The sequence below is a fragment of the Microcoleus sp. B3-D2 genome, assembly GCF_036705345.1.
In the GTDB taxonomy this organism is placed as follows: Bacteria; Cyanobacteriota; Cyanobacteriia; order Cyanobacteriales; family Microcoleaceae; genus Microcoleus.
In genome coordinates, this window is record NZ_JAUBUG010000001.1 from 52,259 (window position 1) to 75,867 (window position 23,609).

General features: G+C 45.7%; 20 protein-coding genes. 11 read left to right on the forward strand and 9 right to left on the reverse strand.

Annotated elements, in window-relative coordinates; all coding sequences use genetic code 11:
- A partial coding sequence (locus tag QUB14_RS00220; RefSeq protein ID WP_333297050.1) for a hypothetical protein occupies positions 1 to 558 on the reverse strand: 558 nt, incomplete at its 3' end.
- Positions 559 to 1,215: 657 nt separating this feature from the next.
- Between QUB14_RS00220 and QUB14_RS00225 the strand changes: the two genes are divergently transcribed.
- Complete coding sequence (locus QUB14_RS00225; protein WP_333213822.1) at positions 1,216 to 1,611, forward strand: pre-16S rRNA-processing nuclease YqgF; 396 nt, start codon at positions 1,216 to 1,218, stop codon at positions 1,609 to 1,611.
- A gap of 133 nt (positions 1,612 to 1,744) precedes the next feature.
- Here the strand turns inward: QUB14_RS00225 and QUB14_RS00230 are convergent, their stop codons facing one another.
- Both QUB14_RS00230 and QUB14_RS00235 read right to left on the reverse strand, forming a co-directional pair.
- Positions 1,745 to 2,239 (reverse strand): hypothetical protein, encoded by a 495-nt coding sequence (locus QUB14_RS00230; protein WP_333213820.1) that lies wholly within the window; start codon positions 2,237 to 2,239, stop codon positions 1,745 to 1,747.
- 460 nt (positions 2,240 to 2,699) lie between these two features.
- The gene (locus QUB14_RS00235) at positions 2,700 to 4,280 is read right to left on the reverse strand and encodes a photosystem II high light acclimation radical SAM protein (protein ID WP_333213818.1); all 1,581 of its coding nucleotides are present in this window, start codon (positions 4,278 to 4,280) and stop codon (positions 2,700 to 2,702) included.
- 375 nt (positions 4,281 to 4,655) lie between these two features.
- Between QUB14_RS00235 and QUB14_RS00240 the strand changes: the two genes are divergently transcribed.
- The 9 genes from QUB14_RS00240 (at position 4,656) to QUB14_RS00280 (ending at position 13,694) form a co-directional block, all read left to right on the forward strand.
- A complete protein-coding gene (locus QUB14_RS00240; RefSeq protein ID WP_333213816.1) occupies positions 4,656 to 5,045 on the forward strand; it encodes a DUF1830 domain-containing protein in 390 nt (129 codons plus the stop codon).
- A gap of 237 nt (positions 5,046 to 5,282) precedes the next feature.
- Positions 5,283 to 5,873, forward strand: a complete 591-nt coding sequence (locus QUB14_RS00245) for a hypothetical protein (protein ID WP_333213814.1) — start codon at positions 5,283 to 5,285, stop codon at positions 5,871 to 5,873.
- Positions 5,874 to 6,711: 838 nt separating this feature from the next.
- On the forward strand, positions 6,712 to 7,893 hold the full coding sequence (locus QUB14_RS00250) for a BMP family ABC transporter substrate-binding protein (protein ID WP_333213812.1): 1,182 nt from the start codon (positions 6,712 to 6,714) through the stop codon (positions 7,891 to 7,893).
- 231 nt (positions 7,894 to 8,124) lie between these two features.
- A complete protein-coding gene (locus tag QUB14_RS00255; RefSeq protein WP_333213810.1) occupies positions 8,125 to 9,234 on the forward strand; it encodes an ABC transporter permease in 1,110 nt (369 codons plus the stop codon).
- Between the two features lie 45 nt (positions 9,235 to 9,279).
- Positions 9,280 to 10,206, forward strand: a complete 927-nt coding sequence (locus QUB14_RS00260; protein WP_333213808.1) for an ABC transporter permease — start codon at positions 9,280 to 9,282, stop codon at positions 10,204 to 10,206.
- Between the two features lie 29 nt (positions 10,207 to 10,235).
- Positions 10,236 to 10,925: a biuret amidohydrolase gene (gene biuH / locus QUB14_RS00265; RefSeq protein ID WP_333213806.1), complete on the forward strand. Its 690-nt coding sequence runs from the start codon at positions 10,236 to 10,238 to the stop codon at positions 10,923 to 10,925.
- A gap of 110 nt (positions 10,926 to 11,035) precedes the next feature.
- Complete coding sequence (locus QUB14_RS00270; protein WP_333213804.1) at positions 11,036 to 12,643, forward strand: ABC transporter ATP-binding protein; 1,608 nt, start codon at positions 11,036 to 11,038, stop codon at positions 12,641 to 12,643.
- A gap of 17 nt (positions 12,644 to 12,660) precedes the next feature.
- Positions 12,661 to 13,023, forward strand: a complete 363-nt coding sequence (locus QUB14_RS00275; protein ID WP_333213802.1) for a cupin domain-containing protein — start codon at positions 12,661 to 12,663, stop codon at positions 13,021 to 13,023.
- Positions 13,014 to 13,694, forward strand: a complete 681-nt coding sequence (locus tag QUB14_RS00280; RefSeq protein WP_333213800.1) for a cysteine hydrolase — start codon at positions 13,014 to 13,016, stop codon at positions 13,692 to 13,694. The genes QUB14_RS00275 and QUB14_RS00280 overlap by 10 nt, the downstream gene beginning before the upstream one ends.
- 123 nt (positions 13,695 to 13,817) lie before the next feature.
- On the opposite strand, the gene QUB14_RS00285 is transcribed toward QUB14_RS00280, so the two are convergent.
- The 4 genes from QUB14_RS00285 to purL all read right to left on the reverse strand — a co-directional run bounded on the left by QUB14_RS00285 (position 13,818) and on the right by purL (position 22,379).
- Entirely contained in the window at positions 13,818 to 14,903 is a 1,086-nt protein-coding gene (locus QUB14_RS00285) for a DUF3474 domain-containing protein (RefSeq protein ID WP_333213798.1), read from the reverse strand.
- 594 nt (positions 14,904 to 15,497) lie between these two features.
- Entirely contained in the window at positions 15,498 to 16,964 is a 1,467-nt protein-coding gene (purF, locus tag QUB14_RS00290) for an amidophosphoribosyltransferase (protein ID WP_333213796.1), read from the reverse strand.
- An 893-nt stretch (positions 16,965 to 17,857) separates the two neighbouring features.
- A complete protein-coding gene (locus QUB14_RS00295) occupies positions 17,858 to 19,618 on the reverse strand; it encodes a bifunctional serine/threonine-protein kinase/formylglycine-generating enzyme family protein (protein ID WP_333213794.1) in 1,761 nt (586 codons plus the stop codon).
- Positions 19,619 to 19,817: 199 nt separating this feature from the next.
- On the reverse strand, positions 19,818 to 22,379 hold the full coding sequence (gene purL / locus QUB14_RS00300; protein WP_333213792.1) for a phosphoribosylformylglycinamidine synthase subunit PurL: 2,562 nt from the start codon (positions 22,377 to 22,379) through the stop codon (positions 19,818 to 19,820).
- A gap of 135 nt (positions 22,380 to 22,514) precedes the next feature.
- Between purL and QUB14_RS00305 the strand changes: the two genes are divergently transcribed.
- Positions 22,515 to 23,120 (forward strand): pentapeptide repeat-containing protein, encoded by a 606-nt coding sequence (locus QUB14_RS00305; protein ID WP_333213790.1) that lies wholly within the window; start codon positions 22,515 to 22,517, stop codon positions 23,118 to 23,120.
- Between the two features lie 9 nt (positions 23,121 to 23,129).
- Here QUB14_RS00305 and QUB14_RS00310 read toward each other — a convergent pair whose 3' ends face one another.
- Both QUB14_RS00310 and QUB14_RS00315 read right to left on the reverse strand, forming a co-directional pair.
- Positions 23,130 to 23,309: a hypothetical protein gene (locus tag QUB14_RS00310; protein ID WP_333213788.1), complete on the reverse strand. Its 180-nt coding sequence runs from the start codon at positions 23,307 to 23,309 to the stop codon at positions 23,130 to 23,132.
- A 139-nt stretch (positions 23,310 to 23,448) separates the two neighbouring features.
- Positions 23,449 to 23,574: a hypothetical protein gene (locus QUB14_RS00315; protein ID WP_333213786.1), complete on the reverse strand. Its 126-nt coding sequence runs from the start codon at positions 23,572 to 23,574 to the stop codon at positions 23,449 to 23,451.
- Positions 23,575 to 23,609 lie beyond the last annotated feature (35 nt).

A 23,609-nucleotide genomic window follows, 5' to 3' on the forward strand; every position in this document is an offset into this window, starting at 1 on the left:
CTGTTCACGTAGAGATTGTCTCTGTATTTCTTCTTGCTCTTTTACTTCATTTCGCTTACGGATTTGTTCATCATAAAATTTCTTCAACGCCTGTTCACGTAGAGATTGTCTCTGTATTTCTTCTTGCTCTTTTACTTCATTTCGCTTACGGATTTGTTCATCATAAAGTTTCTTCAACTCATCTTTGCGAACTTCTCCAACCGCAGCAATTGTGATCGAATCTAGCCATTCAGGAAGGGCATTAATAGGATTGCACCATAGTTGTTCAATATGAGCAACTAAACTATCTCGTTGCTGCTGAGGAATATCTTTTGGGTATAGCCAGACTTTACCGACATTTTCGCGATCGCTATTATCAACTTCGTACCAAAAGTTAATATTTGCGAAGGAACCCGCATCTAATTCTTTTGCCAAATTTGGGTAATCATACTTAAATTTTTTGATATGAAACCAAACATTTTTTTTATTTCGTTGATTAGCATTCCTAAATGTGCGGCTTACAAATCCGAAACCTCTTTCTGTATTGTATTCCTGAACATGACCAAATTCGACTTCCATTACTACAACTCCCAGTTAAATATTGTAGGTTATGTTGAGGGCAAGAAACCCAATTACCACCTGTCAGTTAATTGATTATAGCATAGTGGCATCCCGACCTCTGAACTAATCAACCTTGCCCAACTCCCCCAACTCCTGCTTTCCCCAACTTACGGAAACTAACCTCCACGCCTTCCCTCCAATTCCTCTGCATCGATCGCACCAAATTCGATAACGCCAACAACCCCGCCAACCATATCTACTGCATATCAAAAAATACCACTACACCAAATCCAAATAAGATAGTAGGGTGCGTCGCCATCTGCAATTTGCAAATCAAATCGACAATCGCACAGCGACGCACCGCCTGCACAGGGGTGATAGAAACCGAGTTTTTGCGCGGGGGTGAAAGAAACCGGGTTTTTTCGATAAATCAAACTGGGAAGCAAATATTGTGGCAAAAACCCGGTTTCTGATTTTAGGCATTATATGACCGCACGGATTCCCATGATGATATAATATGTCAATCCTGCAAAAAAGTCAAGCAAAATAAGTGCGATCGCCCGTAAAGATTTTGAGACATTCAAGAATGCAAGTATCAGATTAGATATAGGTTGGCGATTGAGTTGACTGGCGCTCGATCGCAACTACAAACTTATTAACACAGGACTCATAAATATGATTTTAGGTTTCGATCCAGGTAAAGATAAGTGCGGTATCGCCGTCATGGGTAGAGATAAGAAGGTCTGCTACCATCAAGTTGTGCAGTCGGAAGCAGCGATATCTACTATTCAATCTTTGTGCGAACAGTTTTCGATGGAGTTATTGGTAATCGGAGATCAAACGACTTCTAAGAGTTGGAAACAAAAACTGACGCAGAGTTTGTCGCCTGCGGTCAAAATTGTTCAGGTTGACGAGAGGTACAGCAGTTTAGAAGCGAGGGAACGCTACTGGCAAATGTACCCTCCGACGGGACTTTCGCGCTTGATTCCCGAGGGAATGCGGACACCACCGAGGCCGGTGGACGATATTGTGGCGATCGTATTGATTGAGAGGTATTTGAACAAAAGTTAGTCAATTTTATAACCGTTACCACTGATTCTCTTTGATTATGAAGGAATCAAGATGTTTTTGCAGCTCTTGAATTTTTAACTTAAATAAAATACACCCTAAATTTAGTGAATTTATCATTAAATAACTGTTAGTGTTACTTGATGACAGCTTCGGTCAAGATTACCTTACCATTCTGCCGGACTTGCAGGCGTTGCGGGTTAATCGAATAGATAATATTGCCGTTAGTCGCTTCATAAGTTCCGTCGTCACCTGTCCTTACTTGCATGACATTGATTTGGCTGCCATTTATTTTGCTGAGGCCGCGGTAAAAAATTTCGCCTTCCTGGGTTTTGCAAATGTATATAGAAAAGTTGGGCGTTGCGAAAAATTGCACCATTTGGGCTCTCGGACATCCCTCAACTTGAGCAATTTGCAGCGGTTGATTATTGCCCAAAGTGTTGGGTGCGATCGCCCGAACTTTGCCAATCGGTTGATTTAGTGCAGTTGCTTCTGCTGAGGCGGTCAAAAAGCCGTGAAACGAAGCTATCCCGTTCCCCGCAGGGGTTCCCGAAGGGTAGGGAATCGCACTAATGCCTGCTATAACTAGACCTACTCCTTTAATGCCCTTAACTCTATCTTTATAAAACATCTTGTCACTCCTGGTTTTAACTATATAATTACATCTTAAGCGATCTTTGCTGGATATTAATAATATTTAATATCAGAGGTGAAAGGTGCAGAAACACGCTACACTGTCGGTTAAAGTAAGGTGCGAGCTGTGCACCCTACACCAGTAAAAATACATAAGTATGTCAATGCGATCGAAGGAAAGCAATCTCTTGCATTTATGACATTTTTAAGATTTTATGACTTGTTCGCGCCGATCTGAGAAACCGGGTTTCTTCATATATTTCTCGTTACTAAACCTTTGATTTTCGTAGAAACCGGGTTTCTAGTCCCCCATGCGATCGCGAACTGACTCAGTTACACAGTAATTGTTTATTTGCGCTTAGCTATTTAGTGAATAATAAAAAGGGAAACAGAAGATACATTTTTTCTCCCATTTCCCATTTTTTAAATAACCGTCGTCCTGACTGCCAACCTGGTAATTAATTAACTGCTGCCAACTGTTTGCCTTTGATTTCCACAGGCGCGGTTAATGCCTCTTCCAATTCCGCACAGCCGAGTTTTTCCTCCAAAATAGCCATCACTTCGCGGCCGAAATCATTGGAATTACGCTGCCAAGCTTCTAAACAAATTTGCCCAAAAAACGAACCCAAAGGCTCGGGATTCCACAGCAACTTGCGCGCCGTCCAAGGCATCAAACTCATGGGATCGTAACCAGGTTGCAGAATCTCCTGTTTAAAAGCGTATTCTTCCAAAATTGTGTGCGGCTGCAACCCGATAAAGAAAATCGCGGGTTCTACTTTATCGGCTCCGAAAATTCGCTCTAATTCTCGGTGATAAGCAATAGTTTGCCGGATAGTTTCAAAGGTTTCGTCAATGACGTTAAACGAGTAATTAACTGAAACCACATCGTTGTAACCTGCTGCTTTTAAATCGCGACAATTTTCCAAAACTACTCGCAAGTTGTAGCCCATCCGCATTTTGCGAACCAGTTCCTGGGAACCGCTGGTGATGCCGATTTCAAAGTAATTCATCCCCGTTTTTACCATCAAATCGCACAATTCTGGTGTGAGATTGTCCGCACGGATGTAAGCGGCCCAGTGTATGTCGTCCATGCCGGCGGCGATGATTTTTTGCAATAATTCAACTGCATCGTCGATGAATTTGCGTGCTGGGATAAATTGAGCGTCGGTAAACCAGAAATTGCGGATACCTCGATCGTACAATTGCCGTATTTCCGCCACCACCTCATCCGCCGGATTAATTCGCACTTGCTTCCCTTCAATCACCGTATAAATGCAGTAACAGCAATTATGAGGACAGCCGCGCTTGGTTTGGACTCCCACGTAGAAGTCCATATCCTGTAGATAATAGGAAAATTCCGGCCAAATGGTTTCGATGTAGTTATAATCGCAGGCAGTTTTCTCGATGTTGGCGGGCTTTTCGTGAATTAGCTTCGCGCGCGGCACAGTTTCGCCCACCACATAACACCTTTCCTCGGCCAAATCTTCGCCCTTAATCAACTTCTCCAGCAAAGCTTCGCCTTCCCCCACCGAAACCACTGTTCCGGCCGGCAAACTGCGGCCCAACTGCTCGTAAAACACGCTCACAGCACCGCCTCCGACCACTGCACGAGCTTCGGGGCGGTATTTCCGGGCCCGCTTCAATCCGCGCTTAATCAGTCCCAAATTGCGCCAGAGTTCGGTGTAGTAAGACGCTGCTAAACGCAGTCCTCCGAGTGCTCCCCGGAACTTGATCAGCAGATTTTTGGCGTAGTAAAACTCGAAGGCATTTTGCAGCGGATTGCCGCCCCTGCCGCCCACGGGCGCGTAAATTTGAATGTCGCGCCAAGAGAAAACCAGCAGAGTCGGCTTAAACTCGTCTATGCTGGCATCTAAAGCTTTAGCGAAATCCAGGGGGGGTACGGCACCTAAATCAAAAATGCGCTGTTCGACATCGGGAAACAGCTTGTGTACGTGATCCGAAAGATACACAACTCCGATCGGGAAAATAGGATTGCAAGGGAGGCGAACGTACAGGACTCGGTTTTCTCGGTTTTCCATGATTGCCATATCCTAAAGTGGAACTTTTTCAGCTATGTTAATATTCTTTTAATATAACTTTACAATCTATCTAATTTTCGCAATTTGACATTAAATATTCTTAAATTTTTCTATTGGGATTAAGGCCGAGCTTGTTGGTGTCGATCGGCGACAGCAGCAGAAAAAAGCTAATTTTTAAGTCAATACAGCGTATTTTGACAGAAAATCCCAGCGGGGAGTTAAAAACCAGATATTTATCCGGTTAAATTTTAAGTTAGGTACGATCGGTCTCTAATGTGTAAGGGAGTTGGTAGTCGGCTTTACAGTAGGCTGGGATCGCCTAGTGTTAGCCTGAGAAGATAACTAAAACTTTTAGGCAAGGCTCCCTCAGCAGTTATGGCTCAAATTCTTGACCCCGTACCCTCAGACGCCGACAGCAAAATTCTGTGCTGCTACGTCAACGCCACCAGTCAGATTCAAATTGCTCGCATCGCCAACATTCCTAACTGGTACTTTGAACGAGTGGTGTTTCCCGGACAGCGCTTAGTGTTTGAAGCGATGCCGGCCGCAGCATTGGAAATTCACACCGGGATGATGGCCAGTGCAATTTTGTCGGATAAAATTCCTTGCGATCGCTTGCAGATTAACGAAGGCCCCTATTCAAACGTCAATCCTAGCAGATCCCTAGGGGAAGTTCAGGGCGATCGAGCAGTAATGGTCGGCCGCCCCAAATCCCGAGAAATCTCAGAACCTTTGACTGTCCCGGCACTAACCGCCGTCGATTAATCGCAGTTGTGAGTTTTGAGTTATAAATTGTCAGTTAATTGATAACTCCGCGCTCAAAATTCCAACTTCTGCAAAGCGGTAAAAACTCAACAGTTAAGAATCAAAGTTTCTGAAATGAATTTTAGATCAAGACTCACAACTGCAAATATTGTCTGGTTTTTCGTATTTCCCTGAGTTTTGTTGGCGGGTCCGAAAGCTGTGCAAAAATATCCTTAAACAGCTTCTCGAATTTCAGCCATGTCAGTAGAACCGATCGCCTCTTCCCCATCTTCTGCCCCAGTATTTGAGCCGGCGATATTCCGGCTTTCTCCCCTGATTAGAATCACGCTGTTGAGCTTGTACGCAGCCCTGACAATTCCGTTGCCGTTTTTGTCGGAAGTAACTAAAGCACCCGTTCCTCCCGCCGCACTCTGGGCAGCAATTGTTGTCGGCGCTGTGGGCCTGTACGGCGTGCTCAGTGAAAGGGTAATTTTGAGCGAGGAAGGGATTGAAGTCACGTATCCCAACTGGTTTCCGCGTTTTTTTCGTAAGGGTTGGTCGTTACCTTGGACTGAGGTGAAAGCTCTCAAACCTCGATCGACCGGTCAAGGAGGTTTAGTTTACTATTTTTTGAGTCATTCGGGAGAAGGTTATTTGCTGCCAATGCGGGTGGCTGGATTTGCTAAATTAGTCGGTTTGGTGGAAGCAAAAACAGGCATTGATACTAGAGATGTTCGCCCTTTGTCGCAGCCTTGGATGTATCTTATTTTGCTAGGATGTACGATGCTGTTGCTGTTGGTAGATGTGTGGACTATTGTCACGGCGATCGGGCTTAAAGGTAATCTGTAATATTACCTCGGGTATAATAACCGTTATAAATTTGGTAGTGAGGACTTCAGTCCTCATAAAACTTGCTCGGACTGAAGTCCTCACTAAGCTGTACTGCATTTAGTTTTTACCTTTGGGGCGGGCTAGAAGGCAACCCCAAAAGAGTTCCCATAAAAATACAGCATATTCCATGTAGATGTAGATCGCGAGAAACCGGGTTTATTGAACAGAATCAGTAAGGATGCGAGAACAGTAAAGAAACCCCGTGAGAGCGCGGTGTAATTCATAAAGCTGGAATACGCTGTAAAATACCTCTTATTGACTGTTATTAGAAATCAATGACAGTTTTTCGGATTTTGTAACATCGATTTCTGTGGTTTTTGATTCAGCCTCGACTTATTTTTACGTTGCGTCCAAGAGTGAAAAGCTAGTTGCGTGCCAGCACTCAAAAATTCTTTTTTGTTTGTGGTGAACATTATTGTTTAATTTTGTTTATAGCGAACTTTTTGGGAGACAATTTGGCTAATATTATTAAGTTTTTATAAAAAAAGTTACTACTAAAAGTAATTGGGATAAGATAAACATCATTGATTTTTAGGGCTTTCGACTTTCCTAAAACAACATTTTCCGCAAGAACTAATTCTTTATTAGAATTAGTTTTGGTTCCCCATGTATCTTTTACATTAAATTCAAGATGTGATTTGAATGTAAATACTTATTAACGCATTTAATCTCATTGTTGAATAGATAGACTAAAAGCTGACAAATTTAGCGTGAATATCTAGCAATTCCCAGCAAGTATAAGCGTTAAAGCTTAGCTATGAATTCCTCTTAAAGACTTTTAGTGAGAACATAGAGAATGAGTACCAAAAAGTCATTGTTTATACCTCGGCGTCAAGTAATTCGTGGGATTTTATCTACTACAGCGTTTGCAGTCACATCGCGCCTTTGGACTGGATGTAGTCCTGCTAAAGAGGTTCAAGCAAACTCGGCTGGCAAAGATAAGCCAATTGTGATGGGATTTATTTATGTTGGTCCCAAAGATGACTACGGCTACAATCAAGCCCAAGCAGAAGGGAACGCTGGGGTTTCAAAATTAGCCTGGGTAAAAACCGTAGAGGAAGCAAATGTTCCTGAAACTACATCGGTACAAGAAACCATGAGGAACATGATCGAACAGGATGGGGCAACGGTTCTGTTCCCTACGTCCTTCGGGTACTTTGACCCGCATATTCTCAAACTGGCAAAGGATTACCCGGAGGTACAATTCTTTCACTGCGGTGGACTTTATCAGGAAGGTAAGCATCCAAATAACGTTGGCAGCTATTTTGGCTACATTGATGAGGGTGAGTACGTAGCAGGCATTGTTGCCGCCCACGCCTCTAAAACCGGAAAATTAGGATTTATTGCTGCTAAACCCATACCGCAAGTATTACGCAATATCAATAGCTTTACATTAGGGGCACGGAGTATTAAGCCAGAAGTTACAACTCAGGTGATTTTTACAGGAGATTGGTCTTTGCCTGTTAAAGAAGCTGATGCTGCTAATAGTATGGCTGACCAGGGGGTTGATGTAATTACCTGTCACGTAGATAGCCCCAAAGTAGTGATAGAAACGGCTGAGAAACGAGGCATTTTCTGTACTGGCTACCATGCGAGTCAAGCCCAACTTGCGCCCAAAGGATATTTAACAGGTGCCGAGTGGGACTGGACGAATGTCTATTCTAAGTATGCTGAAATGCTTCAAGCTGGCAAGACGCTGATGAACGGAGGCATTCCCCATTTAGTACGCGGTGGCTTGAAGGATGGTTTTTTGAAGCTGTCGCCCTACGGTAGTGCCGTAACTGCCGAAGCGCAAAAGGATGCTGATGCTGCTAAGAGTAAGTTTCTTGATGGCAGCATGGTGATTTATAAGGGGGAAATAAAAGATAACACCGGGAAAGTTGTGATTGCTGAAGGTAAGGATTACAAGCAGCAAGACGCAGAACTAGAAAAGATGAATTGGCTGGCATCAGGTGTCATCGGCAAAGTTACGAGTTAATTAGGATCGCGAATTAAATAATTTACACTCTTGAAAGTGGGGAGTAGGGGTTGGGCTTATAGCCCGCCCTTTCTGGACGGGCGGGACGCCCATCCCACAAGAACCATCACGCATTGTAAGTTATTTAATTCTGATTCCTAAGAAAGTATTTCATGCCCGTCGGCAACTGCTATACAAGCAAGTTTTTCATTCAACACTCATCATTTTCTTAGTAATTCATCTTTTATTCTGATGATGATTAACCGTCAAAACTGGCGTACAACTTTGGAAGCGGTTTGTATCCCGATCGCCGCTATCCTCTTCTCATTGGTATTGTTTGGAATTTTTTGTGCTGCGGCTGGATCTAATCCCTTTGCTGTCTATGCCTCAATCTACAAAGCAGCGTTTGGCAGTTGGCATTCATTCCAAAACACCCTGATCAGGGCTGCACCGTTGATGCTGAGTTCCTTGTGCACGGCTCTACCTGCCCGTTTAGGGTTGATGATTATCGGCAACGAAGGCGCTTTAGTAGTTGGGGGTCTGGGGGCTGTCGCCGCTGGACTGGCTTTATCTTCTGCACCGCCGACGTTAGTTCAAATTGCAATGGCGGTGGCAGGAATTGTCTGTGGAGGTGTGTGGATTGGTGCAGTGGGAGCTTTGCGCTATTACCGGGCAGTGAATGAGACAATTAGCAGCTTGTTGTTGAATTATATTGCGATCGCCCTGCTGAATCATTTAGTCGGTGGCGTAATGCGTGACCCCAGCAGTGTCAATAAAATTTCTAGTTACCCGATTCCTGACGTGAATATGTTAGGAAATATTCCAGGAACCCGCGTTCACTACGGTCTAATTTATGGGTTGGTTGCTTGTGCGATCGCCTACTTCCTGATCCAGCGCACTACCTTTGGCTTTGCAGCTCGAACAGCAGGAGGTAACATCCGCGCTGCTCGAATTGCCGGACTTCCTGTCGGCAAGTTGACAATGGCAATCTGTTTCTTAGCTGGCTCTTGTGCGGGTTTGGCAGGCATGGTGGAAGTCGCAGCCGTGCATGGTCGAGCTAACGAATCACTTAATGCTAACTATGGCTACAGCGGTATCTTAGTCGCATTCATTGCTCGACACAACCCTCTTGCTGCGACTATTGTGGCAATTCTGCTTGGCGGCATTCTTGCTAGTGGTGGCATCTTGCAACGGGCACATGGACTGCCCGATGCAACGGTTTTAGTGTTCCAAGGGTTGGTCTTTTTGGTAGTTCTGTATAGCGAATCGCTCTACGGACGTTTGCCATTTTTCAAAGAACGGTCAACCGATAGCCCTCAGCAGCCACCTTCTAGCGAGCAGCCATCAGTAGCCACTATCTAACTAAGCAATACGTTAAGTCAAAATCTCAAATCGGAGGAATCAACAATGGCAGCAGAAGTATTAGGTTGGTGGGGAGTACCTTTGGGTATCTTGGCAGGAACTTTGCGGGGTAGCGCTCCGTTTCTGTTCGTCAGTTTGGGCGAATGCCTGACTGAAAAAAGCGGCAAGATTAATTTGGGGTTAGAAGGGACACTGTTAACGGGTGCGATGAGTGCCTATGCTATTTCTTATCAGACTGGATCGCCTTGGTTAGGTGTTTTAGCCGCTGGTCTAGCTGGCATGGTACTAGGTTTTATCCACGCTTGGCTGTGCATACAACCAAAAGTAAACGACATTGCCGTAGGCATCGCCATGATTATTTTTGGTAGCGGCATTGCTTTCTTTTTTGGCAAACCTTTTATTCAACCAAGTGCCCCCCAGTTGCCTAGTTTCCCTCTGGGTGCTTGGAGTCATCTGCCTCCGGTGCAATCAGCGCTGCAAATTTGTCCCCTATTTTTGTTAGGTGTAGCGATCGCCCCTCTAATGCAGTGGTTTTTTAAATCAAGTCGCTGGGGGTTATTCATTCGTGCAGTTGGGGATAGTCCCGATGCTGCCAAAGCAATGGGAATCTCCATTAATAAAGTTCGTATGCTCTGCATTATCGCGGGCAGTTTTTTAGCTGGAATTGGTGGTGCTTATTTATCCCTTTACTATCCCGGTAGTTGGACAGAACGCATCTCTAGCGGTCAAGGACTCATGGCGGTAGCGTTGGTAATTTTTGCCCGTTGGAATCCAGTTCAGTGCTTATACGCCTCATTGCTATTTGGGGGGGCGCAGGCGATCGGTCCGGCTTTGCAATCAGTAGGGGTGGATTCCTATTACTACTTATTCAATGCTTCGCCCTACATCTTGACCCTGGCGATCATGATTATTACTTGTTCGCCGAAACGAACTTTGACAGGCGCGCCTGGAGCTTTAGGAACTAGCACGTAAAACAGGAATTTATCGCAAGGAAGATAAACATGGGACGTTTTGTAGAAGCTGAACCATATCCTTATCCTTACAATGGCGATTTGCGCCCAGAAAATACGGTGCTGCTGATAATTGATATGCAAATTGATTTCTGCGGTATTGGTGGATATGTTGATAAGATGGGCTACGACTTGTCACTGACTCGCGCTCCTATTGAGCCAATCAAGCAAGTCTTAGAAGTAGCACGGGCGAAGCACTTTCATATCATGCACACCCGCGAAGGACACCGCCCCGACTTAGCAGATTTACCAGAAAACAAGCAGTGGCGATCGCGCCGAATTCAAGCCGGAATCGGCGACCCCGGACCCTGTGGCAAAATTCTAGTTCGAGGTGAAGCAGGGTGGGAAATCATTCCAGAACTCGCGCCTTTGCCTGGAGAAGCGGTGATTGACAAGCCGGGAAAAGGCTCATTTTATGCCACGGATTTAGATCTGCTACTGAAACGCAAAGGCATTCAAAATATTGTCTTGGCTGGCATTACAACCGATGTCTGCGTCCATACCACAATGCGAGATGCAAACGATCGCGGTTATGAATGTTTGCTCTTATCTGACTGTACAGGCGCAACAGATTATGGCAACCATCTGGCGGCGCTCAAGATGATCCAGATGCAGGGAGGAGTGTTTGGAACCGTCGCTGATTCAGAAGCATTTATCAAAGCTTTAAGTGTAGAAGCGTGAGGAAAAAATAAAGTAAATAGTTCCAGCATTGAAAGGAACCCCGCAATCTAATTAAAGAACCAAACCTCATAAATAGCCGAGAAACTGAAAACTTTACAGGAGATAAAAAAATGACTGAAGTGAGAGGATCTCTAGCCAAAAACTCAGCACTAAATACTCAGAATTATCTAGACACTCAAAACTCAAACTTCACAACTAAAAACTTTCTTAAACCACCAGAACTAGAGGTGGTTAACATGACTAAGCGGTTTGGCACGATGACTGCACTTGATAACTTCTCGATGACGCTAAAACCAGGGACGTTTCATGCTTTGCTGGGCGAGAACGGAGCCGGCAAAAGTACCCTTGTTAAATGTGTCATGGGTTTCTATAATCCTACTTCAGGCCAAGTCTTGATTGACAAGCAGGAAACCACGATCGCAAGTCCTCGCGATGCTCATAAGTACGGCATTGGCATGGTGTACCAGCACTTCACCTCTGTACCTGCGATGACTGTAGCCGAAAATCTGGTTTTGTCCCGCTTTGATAGCCCCAATTTGATTAATTGGAAAGCCGAGTACGAGCAGTTAAAGGCTTTTATGAAAACTGCTCCTTTCCGAGTTCCTCTAGATACCCCGGTGTTTCAATTAGCTGCCGGGGAAAAACAAAAGCTAGAAATTCTTAAACAGATATATCTTCAAAGCCGAATCTTGATTCTGGACGAACCTACTTCGGTGCTTACTCCGCAGGAAGCCGATGAGGTTTTAGGTTTACTGCGCGCAGAAGTTACTGCCGGAAGATTAAGTGTGTTAATTATCAGCCACAAATTCCGGGAAGTAATGGCGTTTTGCGATAGCATCACGGTGCTGCGTAAAGGAAAGTTTGCAGGTCAGGGTTTGGTAAAGGATCTGACTGTCTCGGATATGTCTGAAATGATGATGGGTGAAAGGCGTGAGCCAAAACAAGTTGAAAAGACAGCCCCCCCAACGACTATTCCTGTCCTTGAAGTTAAAGACCTTCACGCCAATAAAGACAACGGTCTGGAGGTATTGACAGGAGTAAACCTCACAGTTCACAGCGGCGAAATTGTTGGAATTGCAGGTATCTCTGGCAATGGTCAGCGGGAACTGGTGGAGGTGTTGGCAGGTCAGCGTTCTGCTACAGGTGGAGATGTGCTGGTCAATGGCGAAGTTTATACAGCAACACGAGCCGAGATGTTTAAACATCAGGTCTTCGCACTACCAGAAGAACCCCTTCATAATGCTTGTGTGCCACACATGAGTGTGGCAGAAAATTTAGCCCTGCGGACGTTCGATCGCCCTCCTCAAGCTAAAGCAAGTATCTTACTCATCCTGAAAGAAATTAGGCAGGCGGCTAAGAACTTAATTAATACTTTCAAAATAAAAACGCCTTCGCCAGATACACCTGTTGGCAATCTGTCGGGGGGAAATGTACAGCGCACAGTGCTAGCGCGGGAACTCTCTGCGGAACATATTAAGTTACTAATTGCAGCGAATCCTTGCTTTGGTCTTGATTTTGCTGCTGTGGAGTACATTCACGGTCAGATTGTTGAGGCGAGAAACCGAGGAGTAGCTGTGTTACTGGTGAGTGAAGACTTAGATGAACTGCTGAAATTGTCCGATCGGGTTTTGGTAATCAGTGGCGGGAATTTTACTTATGAAAGTGCGATCGCAGATGCAGATTTTGCTCAGATTGGTAAGAGCATGGCAGGACATTAATCAATTTTGGAATATTTATGACTGAATTACTGAAGCAAACTTTGCTCCTTAAGGATTTACCTAATATCGCGACGTGGCAGAATGAGTTGGCTTGGCAACCATTTCGTGATGGGGTGGAAATCTACCGACTTTATGGTGATAACGAAAGTGGATCGGCTGCTGCTCTACTGCGGTATGAGCCGGGAGCGAGTGTCCCAATGCACACCCATACTGGTTTTGAACATATTTATGTACTAACTGGCTCGCAAACTGACCAGAATGGCGAACACCAAGCCGGAACCTTTGTCATTAACCCCCCTAACAGTAACCACAGTGTTGTCAGCCAAGCTGGCTGCATAGTCTTAGTAATTTGGGAAAAACCTATATCAATATGGTCTTAATATCTGCCCAACCTTATGATTATGAACTGCCCGTCTCTGGCGGTGTGGCTTTGGTTATCATCGATATGCAGCGAGACTTTTTGGAGCGTGGGGGATTTGGTGAAGCTTTAGGCAATGATGTCAGCCAACTACAGGCGATCGTACCAACGGTAAAGCAGTTGTTAGAGGTATTTCGCGATCGCCATCTCCCGATTGTTCACACTATTGAAGGTCATCAACCTGACCTTTCTGATTGTCCTTTATCTAAGCAAAAGCGGGGTCAAAGTCAACTAAAAATTGGCGATAGAGGCCCAATGGGACGAATTTTAATTTTGGGTGAACCTGGCAATTCAATTATCTCAGAGTTGACACCTATGCCTGATGAAATAGTAATTAATAAACCCGGAAAGGGCGCTTTTTATCACACTAATTTGGAATTAATACTTCGTGAAAAAGCGATTACTCACCTAATTTTTACAGGAGTCACGACTGAGGTTTGCGTTCAAACCACTATACGTGAGGCTAACGATCGGGGGTTTGAATGTTTACTCGTTGAGGATGCTACAGCCAGCTACTTTCCAGAGTTTAAACAAAGCGCGATCGATATGATTTGCGCCCAAGGCGGTATTATTGGTTGGACTGCGAAGGCTGAAGTAGTAATACAAGCTTTGGAAAAATCGCTGGCTGGGTGACAACCCCTCAAGGGCGGCTTGTCACCCCTCCAGATGTGGAACATCTGATCAAACACGCGCAAAAAAGAAAAACCCGGTTTCTTTAAGAAGTCGGGTTTTTACGTATTCTATTGTTTATTTAAGCTACTTAACTTCAGCCGATCGCCGACTGTTAGGTGATTCGTAGTAAACTCCAGAACCTGTATCGGAGACAAAATGACAATCCCAGTAAGAGCGAATAAAGCTCTTCCAAATTGGCTCGGTTGACTTGCGATAATAATCGCCCAACACTGGTTTAATTGCTTCTGTTGCTTCCTTCAAGTGATAGTGCGGCATTGTCGAGAAAATGTGGTGGGCTACGTGGGTGCCGATATCGTGATGGATGGAATTGATGATTCCGTAGTCGCGATCGATCGTAGACAATGCACCTTTCAAGAAAGACCAATCTTTACCGCGATACCAAGGAATATCCGCTTCTGTGTGGTGCAGGAATGTTACCAAATCCAGCCACATCACGAACACTACATAGGGAACTAAGTAGAACTTGAGTAAAAACAGCCAACCAAACTGATAGGTTAGCGCGCCTAAAAAGCCTACCATCAGTACCAAGGATGCGGAACTCGTCAACACATCCCATTTTTCGGAGGGACGGAAAATCGGGCTACCGGGCATGAAGTGAGAACCTGCCCGATCGGGCGATCGGCGAAATAGATAAATTGGATAGGCAAATAACATCAAATAAAAGCGTCCCAGCTTTTCGTACCAAGGCATTTGATTGTATTTGCTCTCCGATACCGGATACCAGCTTTCATCGTTATCTAAGCTGCCTGTATTTGCGTGGTGGGTTCTGTGACTGATCCGCCAACCGTGGAAGGGCACGAGAATTGGAGCGTGGGAGAGGTGTCCGATCAGGTTGTTGAGCCATTTGCTCTTAGAAAATGAACCGTGTCCGCAGTCGTGGCCCACTACAAACAATGCCCAAAACATGGTTCCCTGCATCAACCAAAAGATTGGGTAAAAGAGCCAGGAATCGAGGGTGTAGGCGACCGCATACAAACCTGCGATAATTCCAAGATCTAAAAAGAAATAAGCCAGAGATCTCCATGCCGAGGGTTCAAAACAGTGGGCTGGAATAGCTGCCTTGATATCTTGAAGAGTAAAAGGTAACTCTGCTGTACGAGAGGATGAGCCTTGATTGCTCGGCTGATTGAGAACAGTATTTGATTGCACGAAGTTTCCGATTTAAGCTGACTTGAGAAACCGCATTCCGCCTTCTTTTAACAGTCACTTTCGGCTCGCAAGGAGCCATATTTTTTACTCTGCAAGGGTTTCTAAAGTTCTTTAGTTCGCATGAACCGCCCATCCGCAATTCTCAAGCAAGTTGGCTTGGGGAATACTTGTATGGAAAAAATTAGTGCGATCGACCCTGTTATCTGAAAAAATCTCATGTGCCCGTTGTTGGTGCGAAATGCGACTTCAATCTGAGAGTGGACATCTGGAGGAACTACCTCCAGTCTGCAGGTAGCATACAGCGTTTCGAGCAGGAATTGTGAACGAGAGTGTAGGGAAAAAGCATCGATTTTAGATTGGCGATTTTAGATTCAAGCACAAATCTCCAATCTCCAATCTCCAATCCGAGTGTTGGGTTTCACACAAGTGGTACCCAAGCGACTGTTTACTACAGTTCACCAATTCTGCAAGAATTGCTAAAGCTAAGTTAATGTAACATTTCTACACACATTCTGGCAATGACTTACCAGAAAAACTTGAAAATCCCTAAATTGCGGAAAGTGACGGGCGATTGCTTTCTCGCTTTTTGATTTTTTAGGTTCCAGCTTTTTCTAATATGAGCTTAGACCGTTTTACCATTTCTGGAACGTCGATCGGATAATCACCAGTGAAACACGCGGAACAAAAACTCATCGGGTCTTCGTTAGTCGCCTTCAGCATTCCATCCCAACTCAAGAAAGCCAAAGAATCAACCCCAATTTGGGCGCCGATTTCTGCGACTGACTTAGTAGCAGCAATCAACTGATCTTGATTGTCGGTGTCGATCCCGTAGAAACAAGGATGAGTCACCGGTGGCGAAGAAATTCTCATGTGAACTGCCGTTGCGCCCGCATCCCGCAAGGCTTTGACTATTTTGCGGCTGGTAGTGCCGCGCACGATCGAATCGTCGATAATAATTACTCGCTTCCCTTCCAACACATCTTTGAGAGGGTTGAGTTTCATGCGGATTCCTGACTCGCGCATTGTCTGAGTCGGTTGAATAAAAGTGCGCCCGACGTAGCGGTTTTTAATCAATCCTTCGGCGTAAGGAATACCGGAAGCTTGAGAAAAGCCGATCGCCGCCGGGATTCCAGAATCGGGAACGCCGATGACTATATCCGCATCAGCCGGAGATTCTGCTGCCAACAAACGCCCGATCCGCAGTCGGTAGCTGTACAAACTTTCACCTTCCATCTGGCTGTCGGGTCGAGCAAAATAGATCATTTCAAAGATACAAAGTTTGCGCTTCTGCTGCTGACTCCAGTGGAAGGAAGCCATACCTTCCTCTGTAATCCAAACTAATTCCCCCGGTTCTACGTCCCGCAAAAATTCAGCACCGATAATATCCAAGCCACAAGTTTCCGATGCTAAAACGTATCGTACCGGAGTTGTGGGGAGGATGCCAATTACCAGCGGGCGGACGCCGTGGGGGTCGCGGACTCCCATCACGCCTTGGGGGGTGGCGATCGTCAAACTAAAGGCTCCTTGGCACATACCAAAGGCACTGATCGCTGCTTCGAGCCAGTCTTTGCCCTTGTCTACCTCGGAACCGATCGCCACTGCGATCGCCTCTGAATCTGTCGTGCTGACAAATTCGCACTTCCGAGACAGCAATTCTTCCCGCAATTCTTTGGTATTGACAAGATTTCCGTTATGTGCTAGCGCGAGACTTCCCAAACGGGTTTGGACGACAACAGGTTGAGCGTTGACAACCCGCGACGAGCCGGTAGTAGAGTAGCGAGTGTGGCCTACGGCTAAGTTACCCGGCAAGTGACCTAAACTCGATTCGTTAAAGACTTGGGAAACCAGTCCCATATCTTTGTGAAGGTGGACTTTTTCACCTTCAAAGGTGGCAATTCCTGCTGATTCCTGACCGCGGTGCTGCAAAGCATACAAACCGAAGTAGGTCAACTTGGCGACATCTTCACCCGGTGCGTAGATACCGAAAACGCCACAAGCTTCCTCGGGCTTGTCGGGTTTGTTAGAATGCTCGTCAGCCGCGAAGGAATGGTTGGGAATCATAGATGAGTGGGTTCCTAATGGGGAAGGTGGGTTAGGGGGACAGTTTCAGCGGGAAATCTTGTTTGCGAAAGCGTCGCATAACTTAACATTCCCTTAATCTTGCCACGGATCTGTCATTATTTCCAAGTCGTGTAGCATTTCAGACAGAAGCGATGCGGCGTTTAATGGCATTGTAGTATCGATCGCCCCCTGATCCTATATTAACCTTGATTAATTGTGGGCGGTCGGGCGATCGATGGGGCGCGATCGATGGGGCGCGCTCTGGCGCTCGATTAGGCGATTAAAAGAGATTATTGGCGAATATCGCGGAGGGTGTTACCCCTCACATCTGGAATGCAGCATTGGGGTTCGCTATTGGTAGTTAATAGCTATATGGTTAATTAAATACTTAGTCCCGATCCACTATTTTTAGAGGTGAGGGGTGAAACCATTTTTTAAGGCACCTACAGTCTATTGAAATGGCTTCTTGTCAAACTCTCGTCCCAGCAGAGGGGGACTAAGAGATAGGCGATCGTGCAATGGAAAATAAATTATAAAATTGCTTCACGGGCTTTTTGAAATATTAGAATTTAAGGGCGATCAATCTTGACTTTTTCATTAAATTGACCTACTATATCATCATGGAAATCTGTGTGGCCATGTAAAGTCATTTTGGGCGCGGCAAGTGATGGCTATAGCACGGAGCAGATAAGTTTTTCAGTTTAATTTGTAGGGTGCCTCGCTGCGAGATTCTCGATCGAACTTGCAGATTGTTTCGGGCGACGCACCTTACTAATTTGTGGTGCGTGGGTGTGAAATAGTCGATCGAACTTGCAGATTGTTTCGGGCGACGCACCCTACGGCTTCAAGGCGCTAAATGGCTAGAGAGCAGAGAAGAGTCCTCGCCGGGAAAACTAGGACGAGGAAGAAACCGAAGCTACCACCACGCGAAAACCCCAGTTCCTCAACCTGTAGTCCGCCGAATTCCTGTCACGAAAGGCACTGCGGCAATGGACCGCATTGTAGTCCCAGGAACCACCACGCAGCACACGGTGATGACCTGTTCCAGTTTCCCAAGAACTTCCATCACTTGGTGCGCCATTGTAGTTATCATGCCAGCGATCGATGCACCATTCCCAAACATTCCCGTGCATATCATACAAACCAAACGGATTCGGCCCAAAACTCCCCACATCTGTTGTTTGTTTGCGGTAAAGTCCCTTCGGCGTAGCACCGTAGGGATAATTGCCATCATAATTAACTAAATCCGGGGTAATTGTCTCGCCAAAATAGAAAGGCGTTGTAGTTCCGGCGCGACAAGCATATTCCCATTCGGCTTCCGATGGTAAACGATAAGTCTTCCCTGTTTTTTCAGAAAGCTTGCGGCAGAATTTCACAGCCTCATCCCAGGTAACTTGTTCTACAGGGAGTTGTTTGCTTTTGAAAAAACCTTTGAAATGAGAAGGGTTATTCCCCATCAACGCTTGATATTGTGCTTGAGTGACTGGATATTTACCCATAAAAAAAGGAGAGATATTCACAGTACGCTGCGGCCCTTCCTTGTCCCTTCGTTCTGCTTCGGTATTAGGGGAACCCATCACGAAACTGCCGCCAGGAATTGCTACCATGTCTAAGGTTGCACCACTACCTAAATTTTCACTAATAAATTGTGCTTGACGGCGTTGACGGCTAGTTATATTACCCCGCACATCAACTGTCACCACTTCAAAGTCAAATCTTTGTAAAGTCTGCGCGGGAGTTGGTGTCTGTGCGGGAGTTTGTCTTGACTGATGTTGAAAATCTATTAAAACTTCCTCGGCTGATTGATAGCGCTGCTGGATATCTTTGGCCAACAACTTAGATAAAATCACTTCCAATCCTTTTTCTATGGGGCTTTTCAAATGTTGCTGCCAATTGGCCGTCCAACTATAACCTTGATCCACCCACAAATCAAAAGGATATAGCCCTGTCAGTAGATGAAAAGCAGTCGCCCCCAAGCTAAACAAATCGCTGGCTGGATAAGCTTCACCCCCTTTCATTTGTTCAAGCGGTGTATAACCATGCGTACCAACTTGTGTTCCCAGTATCGACATCACTGTTCCCGACAACTGTTTGGAAACTCCGAAATCAATCAGCAGGAACAAACCGTCACTGCGACGGCGCATAATATTCTCAGGGTTGATATCTCGATGAATAATTTTTTGTTCGTGAATAAACTTGAGAACAGGTAGAAGTTCGAGTAATAGTTGCTTAACTTGGGTTTCTTGCCAAATTCCCTGATTTTGGAAAAGCCTCAACAAATTATCCCCATCAACAAACTGTTGTACGAGATACAAATAGTTGTCTTCTTCAAAGTAGGCATCAAGAGAGGGAATTTGGGGATGTTGTCCTAGCTGTTGCAGTTGTCTGGCTTCTTGCTGAAATAATTCTACCGCTTTGCTAATAGCCCAAGTCCCCTGGACATTTGGTGCTAATTGTTTAACGACACAGGGTTGATTTAGTTTATCAATATCTTCTGCTAAATAGGTTCTGCCGAAGCCACCTTTACCGAGGAATTTGATCATGCGGAAACGATTTCGCAGGATGGGTACGAGTTTAACGCCACAACTGATGCAATATGTTTGTCCGTCGGGGTTGTCAGGCTTTTCGCAGTTGGGATTGATACAGCAAATCATTTATTTTAGGAATGATACTGTTTATATTGTATAGATTGACTGGGCGATTGACTCGACGATTAATTGGGCAATTAATTGGGCGTTTGAAATCGCTTATGCACAAACAAACTCCGCCTGCGCGGACTGAAAATTTTAAACCCGCGTCGGCGGGTTTCGTCTGTGTAGAGGCGGTTTCAACCGCCCTTTATATGGAATGCGATTAGACAGATGCAATCCGACGCTCGATCGCATTATAGAATCGATCGCCCATCTCACCCATCGCAACCTCAATTAACACTTGATTGTCAGCACTCACAACCCGCAAAGGTGATTCAGCACAGCAAACTAAACCAATTTTCTGCCACATTTTTGTCAAATGTTCTTGCAGGTAAGACTCCCAAATCTCTTGATTTTTCGGTGCGACTGAAACTACAATGCAGTTGCCCATTTCACCAAACAAAATTTCATCCCAGCGGCTGACATTTGCCGAGTTGAAACTGAGATGAATTTCCGCACCCATTTTAGCAGAAATACAAGATTCCGCGAGGGCGATCGCAATTCCGCCTTCCGCACAATCATGGGCAGAACCTACCCAACCTTGCCGAATTCCATCGCGGCAAACCGATTGCACTTTTCTTTCTAACTCAAAATCTATCCTTGGCGGTTTCCCAGCTACAATCCCGTGAATTGCCGCTAAATATTCCGAACCTCCGAGAGTAGGAGAAGTTTCGATTTTTGAGCTTTCCGATGGAAGTTCTGAGTTTTGGGATGATTCACCAATTCCCAGGACATAAATTAAATCACCTTTCTTTAGCCAAGCTTGGCCAGCAAGCTTGCTCAAATCGGGAATTAACCCCACCATTCCGATTACCGGAGTCGGATAAATTGGTTGAGGATTCCCCTCAGCATCAACCGTTTCATTGTAAAGAGAAACATTGCCACCAGTAACAGGCGTTCCCAACTCCCGACAAGCATCAGCAATCCCGCGACAAGCTGACGCTAACTGCCAATATCCGATAGGCTTTTCAGGACTGCCAAAATTCAAATTATCAGTAACTGCCAGAGGTTCAGCACCCACACAACTTAAATTTCTCGCTGCTTCCGCTACGACTGCTTTTGCACCTTCATAAGGATCGAGATAAACATAACGAGAATTGCAATCAACCGTTGCAGCAACTCCGGGAATAGCCCCCTGCGGCGCTTCCTCCTTGCTAAGGGGGGGAGAAAGTTTGGGAGTTTCCCTACCTTGTGCCTTTGTAAATAGAGGAATTACTTCTTCTTCCTGTTTGCTTTCGGAAGCTAGAGAAATAGCATTTTCTCTCTGTAGATCCCCCTTAGCAAGGGGGTGTACTTCTAACCCGTTAGCAAGGGAAGAGTGGCAAGGTTCTAGCGGACGCAATCTGACAACCGCAGCATCAGCGCCTCCCGGTAAAACAACAGTATTGTTTTGCACTTGATGATCGTATTGGCGATAAACCCAGCGTTTAGAAGCGATGGTGGGAGTATCTAAAAGCGTCAGCAAAATCTGATTCCAAGTTTGGAAATTGCCGTTAATTTCGATACCTGTAACTGTGGATTGTGGCAGGGAATCCGCCGTCCATTCCCATGCTTTTTTAGCATATTCGGGCGGCTCTGTCAACAGTTCTCGGTGATAAATTGGGGTGTTATCTGCCAAAGCAGTCGCGGTAATTTCCGCCGCGATTTCGCCTTTAAATAGAATTCGGACGATCGGCTCTTCGATGACTGTCCCCGCTACTACCGCGTGCAATCCCCAGCGGTGGAAAATATCGATTAATTCCTGTTCCCGTCCTTTTTGGGCAACAAACAACATCCGTTCTTGGGATTCTGAAAGCAGGTATTCGTAGGGAACCATACCGCTTTCTCGAACGGGAACTTTGTCTAAATCGAATTCAATGCCGACCCCGCCTTTGGCTGCCATTTCTGATGTGGAACAGGTGATTCCCGCCGCACCCATATCTTGGGCGGCGACGACTGCACCGGTTTTGAATGCTTCTAAACAAGCTTCAATTAAGGATTTTTCTAAAAATGGATCTCCTACTTGGACTGCAGGGCGATCGTCCATTGATTTGTCGGTCAATTCTGCACTGGCAAAACTTGCTCCTCCCATGCCATCTCGCCCGGTAGTTGAACCGACATAAAGCACGGGATTTCCGATGCCGGATGCCCCGGATTTGACGATTTCTTGAGTTTCCATTAAACCCAAGGCCATGACGTTTACTAGCGGGTTGCCGGAATAGGCAGGATCGAAGTAAACTTCGCCGCCAACTGTGGGCACGCCGATGCAATTTCCATAATGGGAAATTCCCGATACTACGCCTTTGAACAATCTCTGAGTTTTAGCATCGTCTAAGTTGCCGAAACGCAGGGAATTTAAAAGTGCGATCGGGCGTGCACCCATTGTGAAGATATCGCGGAGAATCCCGCCGACACCCGTTGCTGCACCTTGGAAAGGTTCGACTGCTGACGGGTGGTTGTGGGATTCAATTTTGAAGGCGAGTTGCAAGCCGTCTCCCAAGTCTACGACGCCGGCATTTTCTCCGGGCCCGACGAGAATTCGATCGCCCTCTGTGGGAAACTGTTTTAATAGTGGCCGCGAATTTTTGTAACAGCAGTGTTCGCTCCACATAACGCCGAACATTCCCAATTCAGCTTTATTAGGATGGCGACCGAGACGCTGAACGATTTCTTCATATTCTTCAGGTGTGAGTCTTTCACCGGCAATTTGTTCCGGGGAAAATGGAGATTCGGAGATGGGAGACATGGAAAGTCGTTATAAACCACAGGCTTTATTCTAAATGCCCTGTGCTTGGTTAATCTAAAATCTATAATCTAAAATCTACAATCCTAAGTATTTGGGTTGTGAATCTAAAATCTAAAATCTAAAATCTAAAATCGAATGACTCAACCTCGAAATCTCAATTTTGCTAACCAAAACTTGCGGAACCGTTCTTTTAAAGGGCTTGACTTGTCAGGGGCGAATTTCAGCGGTTGCGACATTCGAGGCTGCAATTTCACCGGGGCGATTTTGAGGGGGGCAAATTTTCAGGGTGTCAGAACCGGACAAAGCCGCAGGCGGGTGAGAAATTTGATTGCTAGGGCTGGGGTAACGGCGGTGACAGTGACGGCGGCTGGCGCTTTGACTGGACTGATAGCCGGGGCGGATGCGGGGGCTGTGGCGGTGGCTGGAACCGCTGCGACGGCGATTGCTGCGACTCGGGGCGAGGCTGGAATTGTGGCGGGGGCTGTGGCTGGGGCTGCTGCTGCGATCGGGGCTAGCGGTATTGTGACATTTTTGGGCGGGGATACTATCCGGGGAATTGTCTTATTTTTGGTTTCTGGGGTAATTCTTGGGTTAACGGCGATCGGCTTTTTTATCGCTGTTGAACAAATAGAAAAATTGTCGATAACGTCGTTTAGAAAAGCTGATTTAACTGATGCTGTATTCGATCCTGGGGCGGTTCTAGATGCCGATTTTTCCGATGCGCGAGGAGTGCGGTGGTAGACTGCACAATTACTGATTTTTTACCCATTCCCGGAATTCTCGCACTGCTGCGGTTGCGCCTGTAGTTTGAGTGCGATCGATAAATTCGTCAACTTTTGCAGTCGGTAGCATCTCACATCTTGCACCATTCTCCAGAACAGGCTTTCCGGCCTGTTCCACAACAAGTGCATTTTCTTGTGAGGTGGCCATCCTGCCCGCCCATAGAAGGCTTATCGAGAATGGTGCAAGATGTGAGTAGCATCGGGAAAGCCAGGGAAATTTTTCACTCGGTATATTCGCCATTTTGTAATTGATAAAACTCGATCCTTCGTCCGTCGTACCGCCAAATTTATGGCACGCCTAAATCTGCATATAAATCTAATTCAATTAAGGAAATGCTGATAATATCAATTAACTGCAAACTGATATTGAGGAGTAAAAGTCGCTGTTCGGGAGGCGTTGATATTGTTAGCATTTTACTTAGGTTTTAAAGCTTGAGTATATTTTAGT

Coding starts and splice junctions, on each gene's coding strand:
- QUB14_RS00255 (WP_333213810.1), top strand. CDS start 8,125: ATGATGATTAACCGTCAAAACTGGCGTACAACTTTGGAAGCGGTTTGT.
- QUB14_RS00230 (WP_333213820.1), bottom strand. CDS start 2,239: ATGTTTTATAAAGATAGAGTTAAGGGCATTAAAGGAGTAGGTCTAGTT.
- QUB14_RS00235 (WP_333213818.1), bottom strand. CDS start 4,280: ATGGAAAACCGAGAAAACCGAGTCCTGTACGTTCGCCTCCCTTGCAAT.
- biuH (WP_333213806.1), top strand. CDS start 10,236: ATGGGACGTTTTGTAGAAGCTGAACCATATCCTTATCCTTACAATGGC.
- QUB14_RS00295 (WP_333213794.1), bottom strand. CDS start 19,618: ATGATTTGCTGTATCAATCCCAACTGCGAAAAGCCTGACAACCCCGAC.
- QUB14_RS00315 (WP_333213786.1), bottom strand. CDS start 23,574: ATGCTAACAATATCAACGCCTCCCGAACAGCGACTTTTACTCCTCAAT.
- QUB14_RS00305 (WP_333213790.1), top strand. CDS start 22,515: ATGACTCAACCTCGAAATCTCAATTTTGCTAACCAAAACTTGCGGAAC.
- QUB14_RS00310 (WP_333213788.1), bottom strand. CDS start 23,309: ATGGCCACCTCACAAGAAAATGCACTTGTTGTGGAACAGGCCGGAAAG.
- QUB14_RS00225 (WP_333213822.1), top strand. CDS start 1,216: ATGATTTTAGGTTTCGATCCAGGTAAAGATAAGTGCGGTATCGCCGTC.
- purL (WP_333213792.1), bottom strand. CDS start 22,379: ATGTCTCCCATCTCCGAATCTCCATTTTCCCCGGAACAAATTGCCGGT.
- QUB14_RS00245 (WP_333213814.1), top strand. CDS start 5,283: ATGTCAGTAGAACCGATCGCCTCTTCCCCATCTTCTGCCCCAGTATTT.
- QUB14_RS00260 (WP_333213808.1), top strand. CDS start 9,280: ATGGCAGCAGAAGTATTAGGTTGGTGGGGAGTACCTTTGGGTATCTTG.
- QUB14_RS00270 (WP_333213804.1), top strand. CDS start 11,036: ATGACTGAAGTGAGAGGATCTCTAGCCAAAAACTCAGCACTAAATACT.
- purF (WP_333213796.1), bottom strand. CDS start 16,964: ATGATTCCCAACCATTCCTTCGCGGCTGACGAGCATTCTAACAAACCC.
- QUB14_RS00250 (WP_333213812.1), top strand. CDS start 6,712: ATGAGTACCAAAAAGTCATTGTTTATACCTCGGCGTCAAGTAATTCGT.
- QUB14_RS00280 (WP_333213800.1), top strand. CDS start 13,014: ATGGTCTTAATATCTGCCCAACCTTATGATTATGAACTGCCCGTCTCT.
- QUB14_RS00275 (WP_333213802.1), top strand. CDS start 12,661: ATGACTGAATTACTGAAGCAAACTTTGCTCCTTAAGGATTTACCTAAT.
- QUB14_RS00240 (WP_333213816.1), top strand. CDS start 4,656: ATGGCTCAAATTCTTGACCCCGTACCCTCAGACGCCGACAGCAAAATT.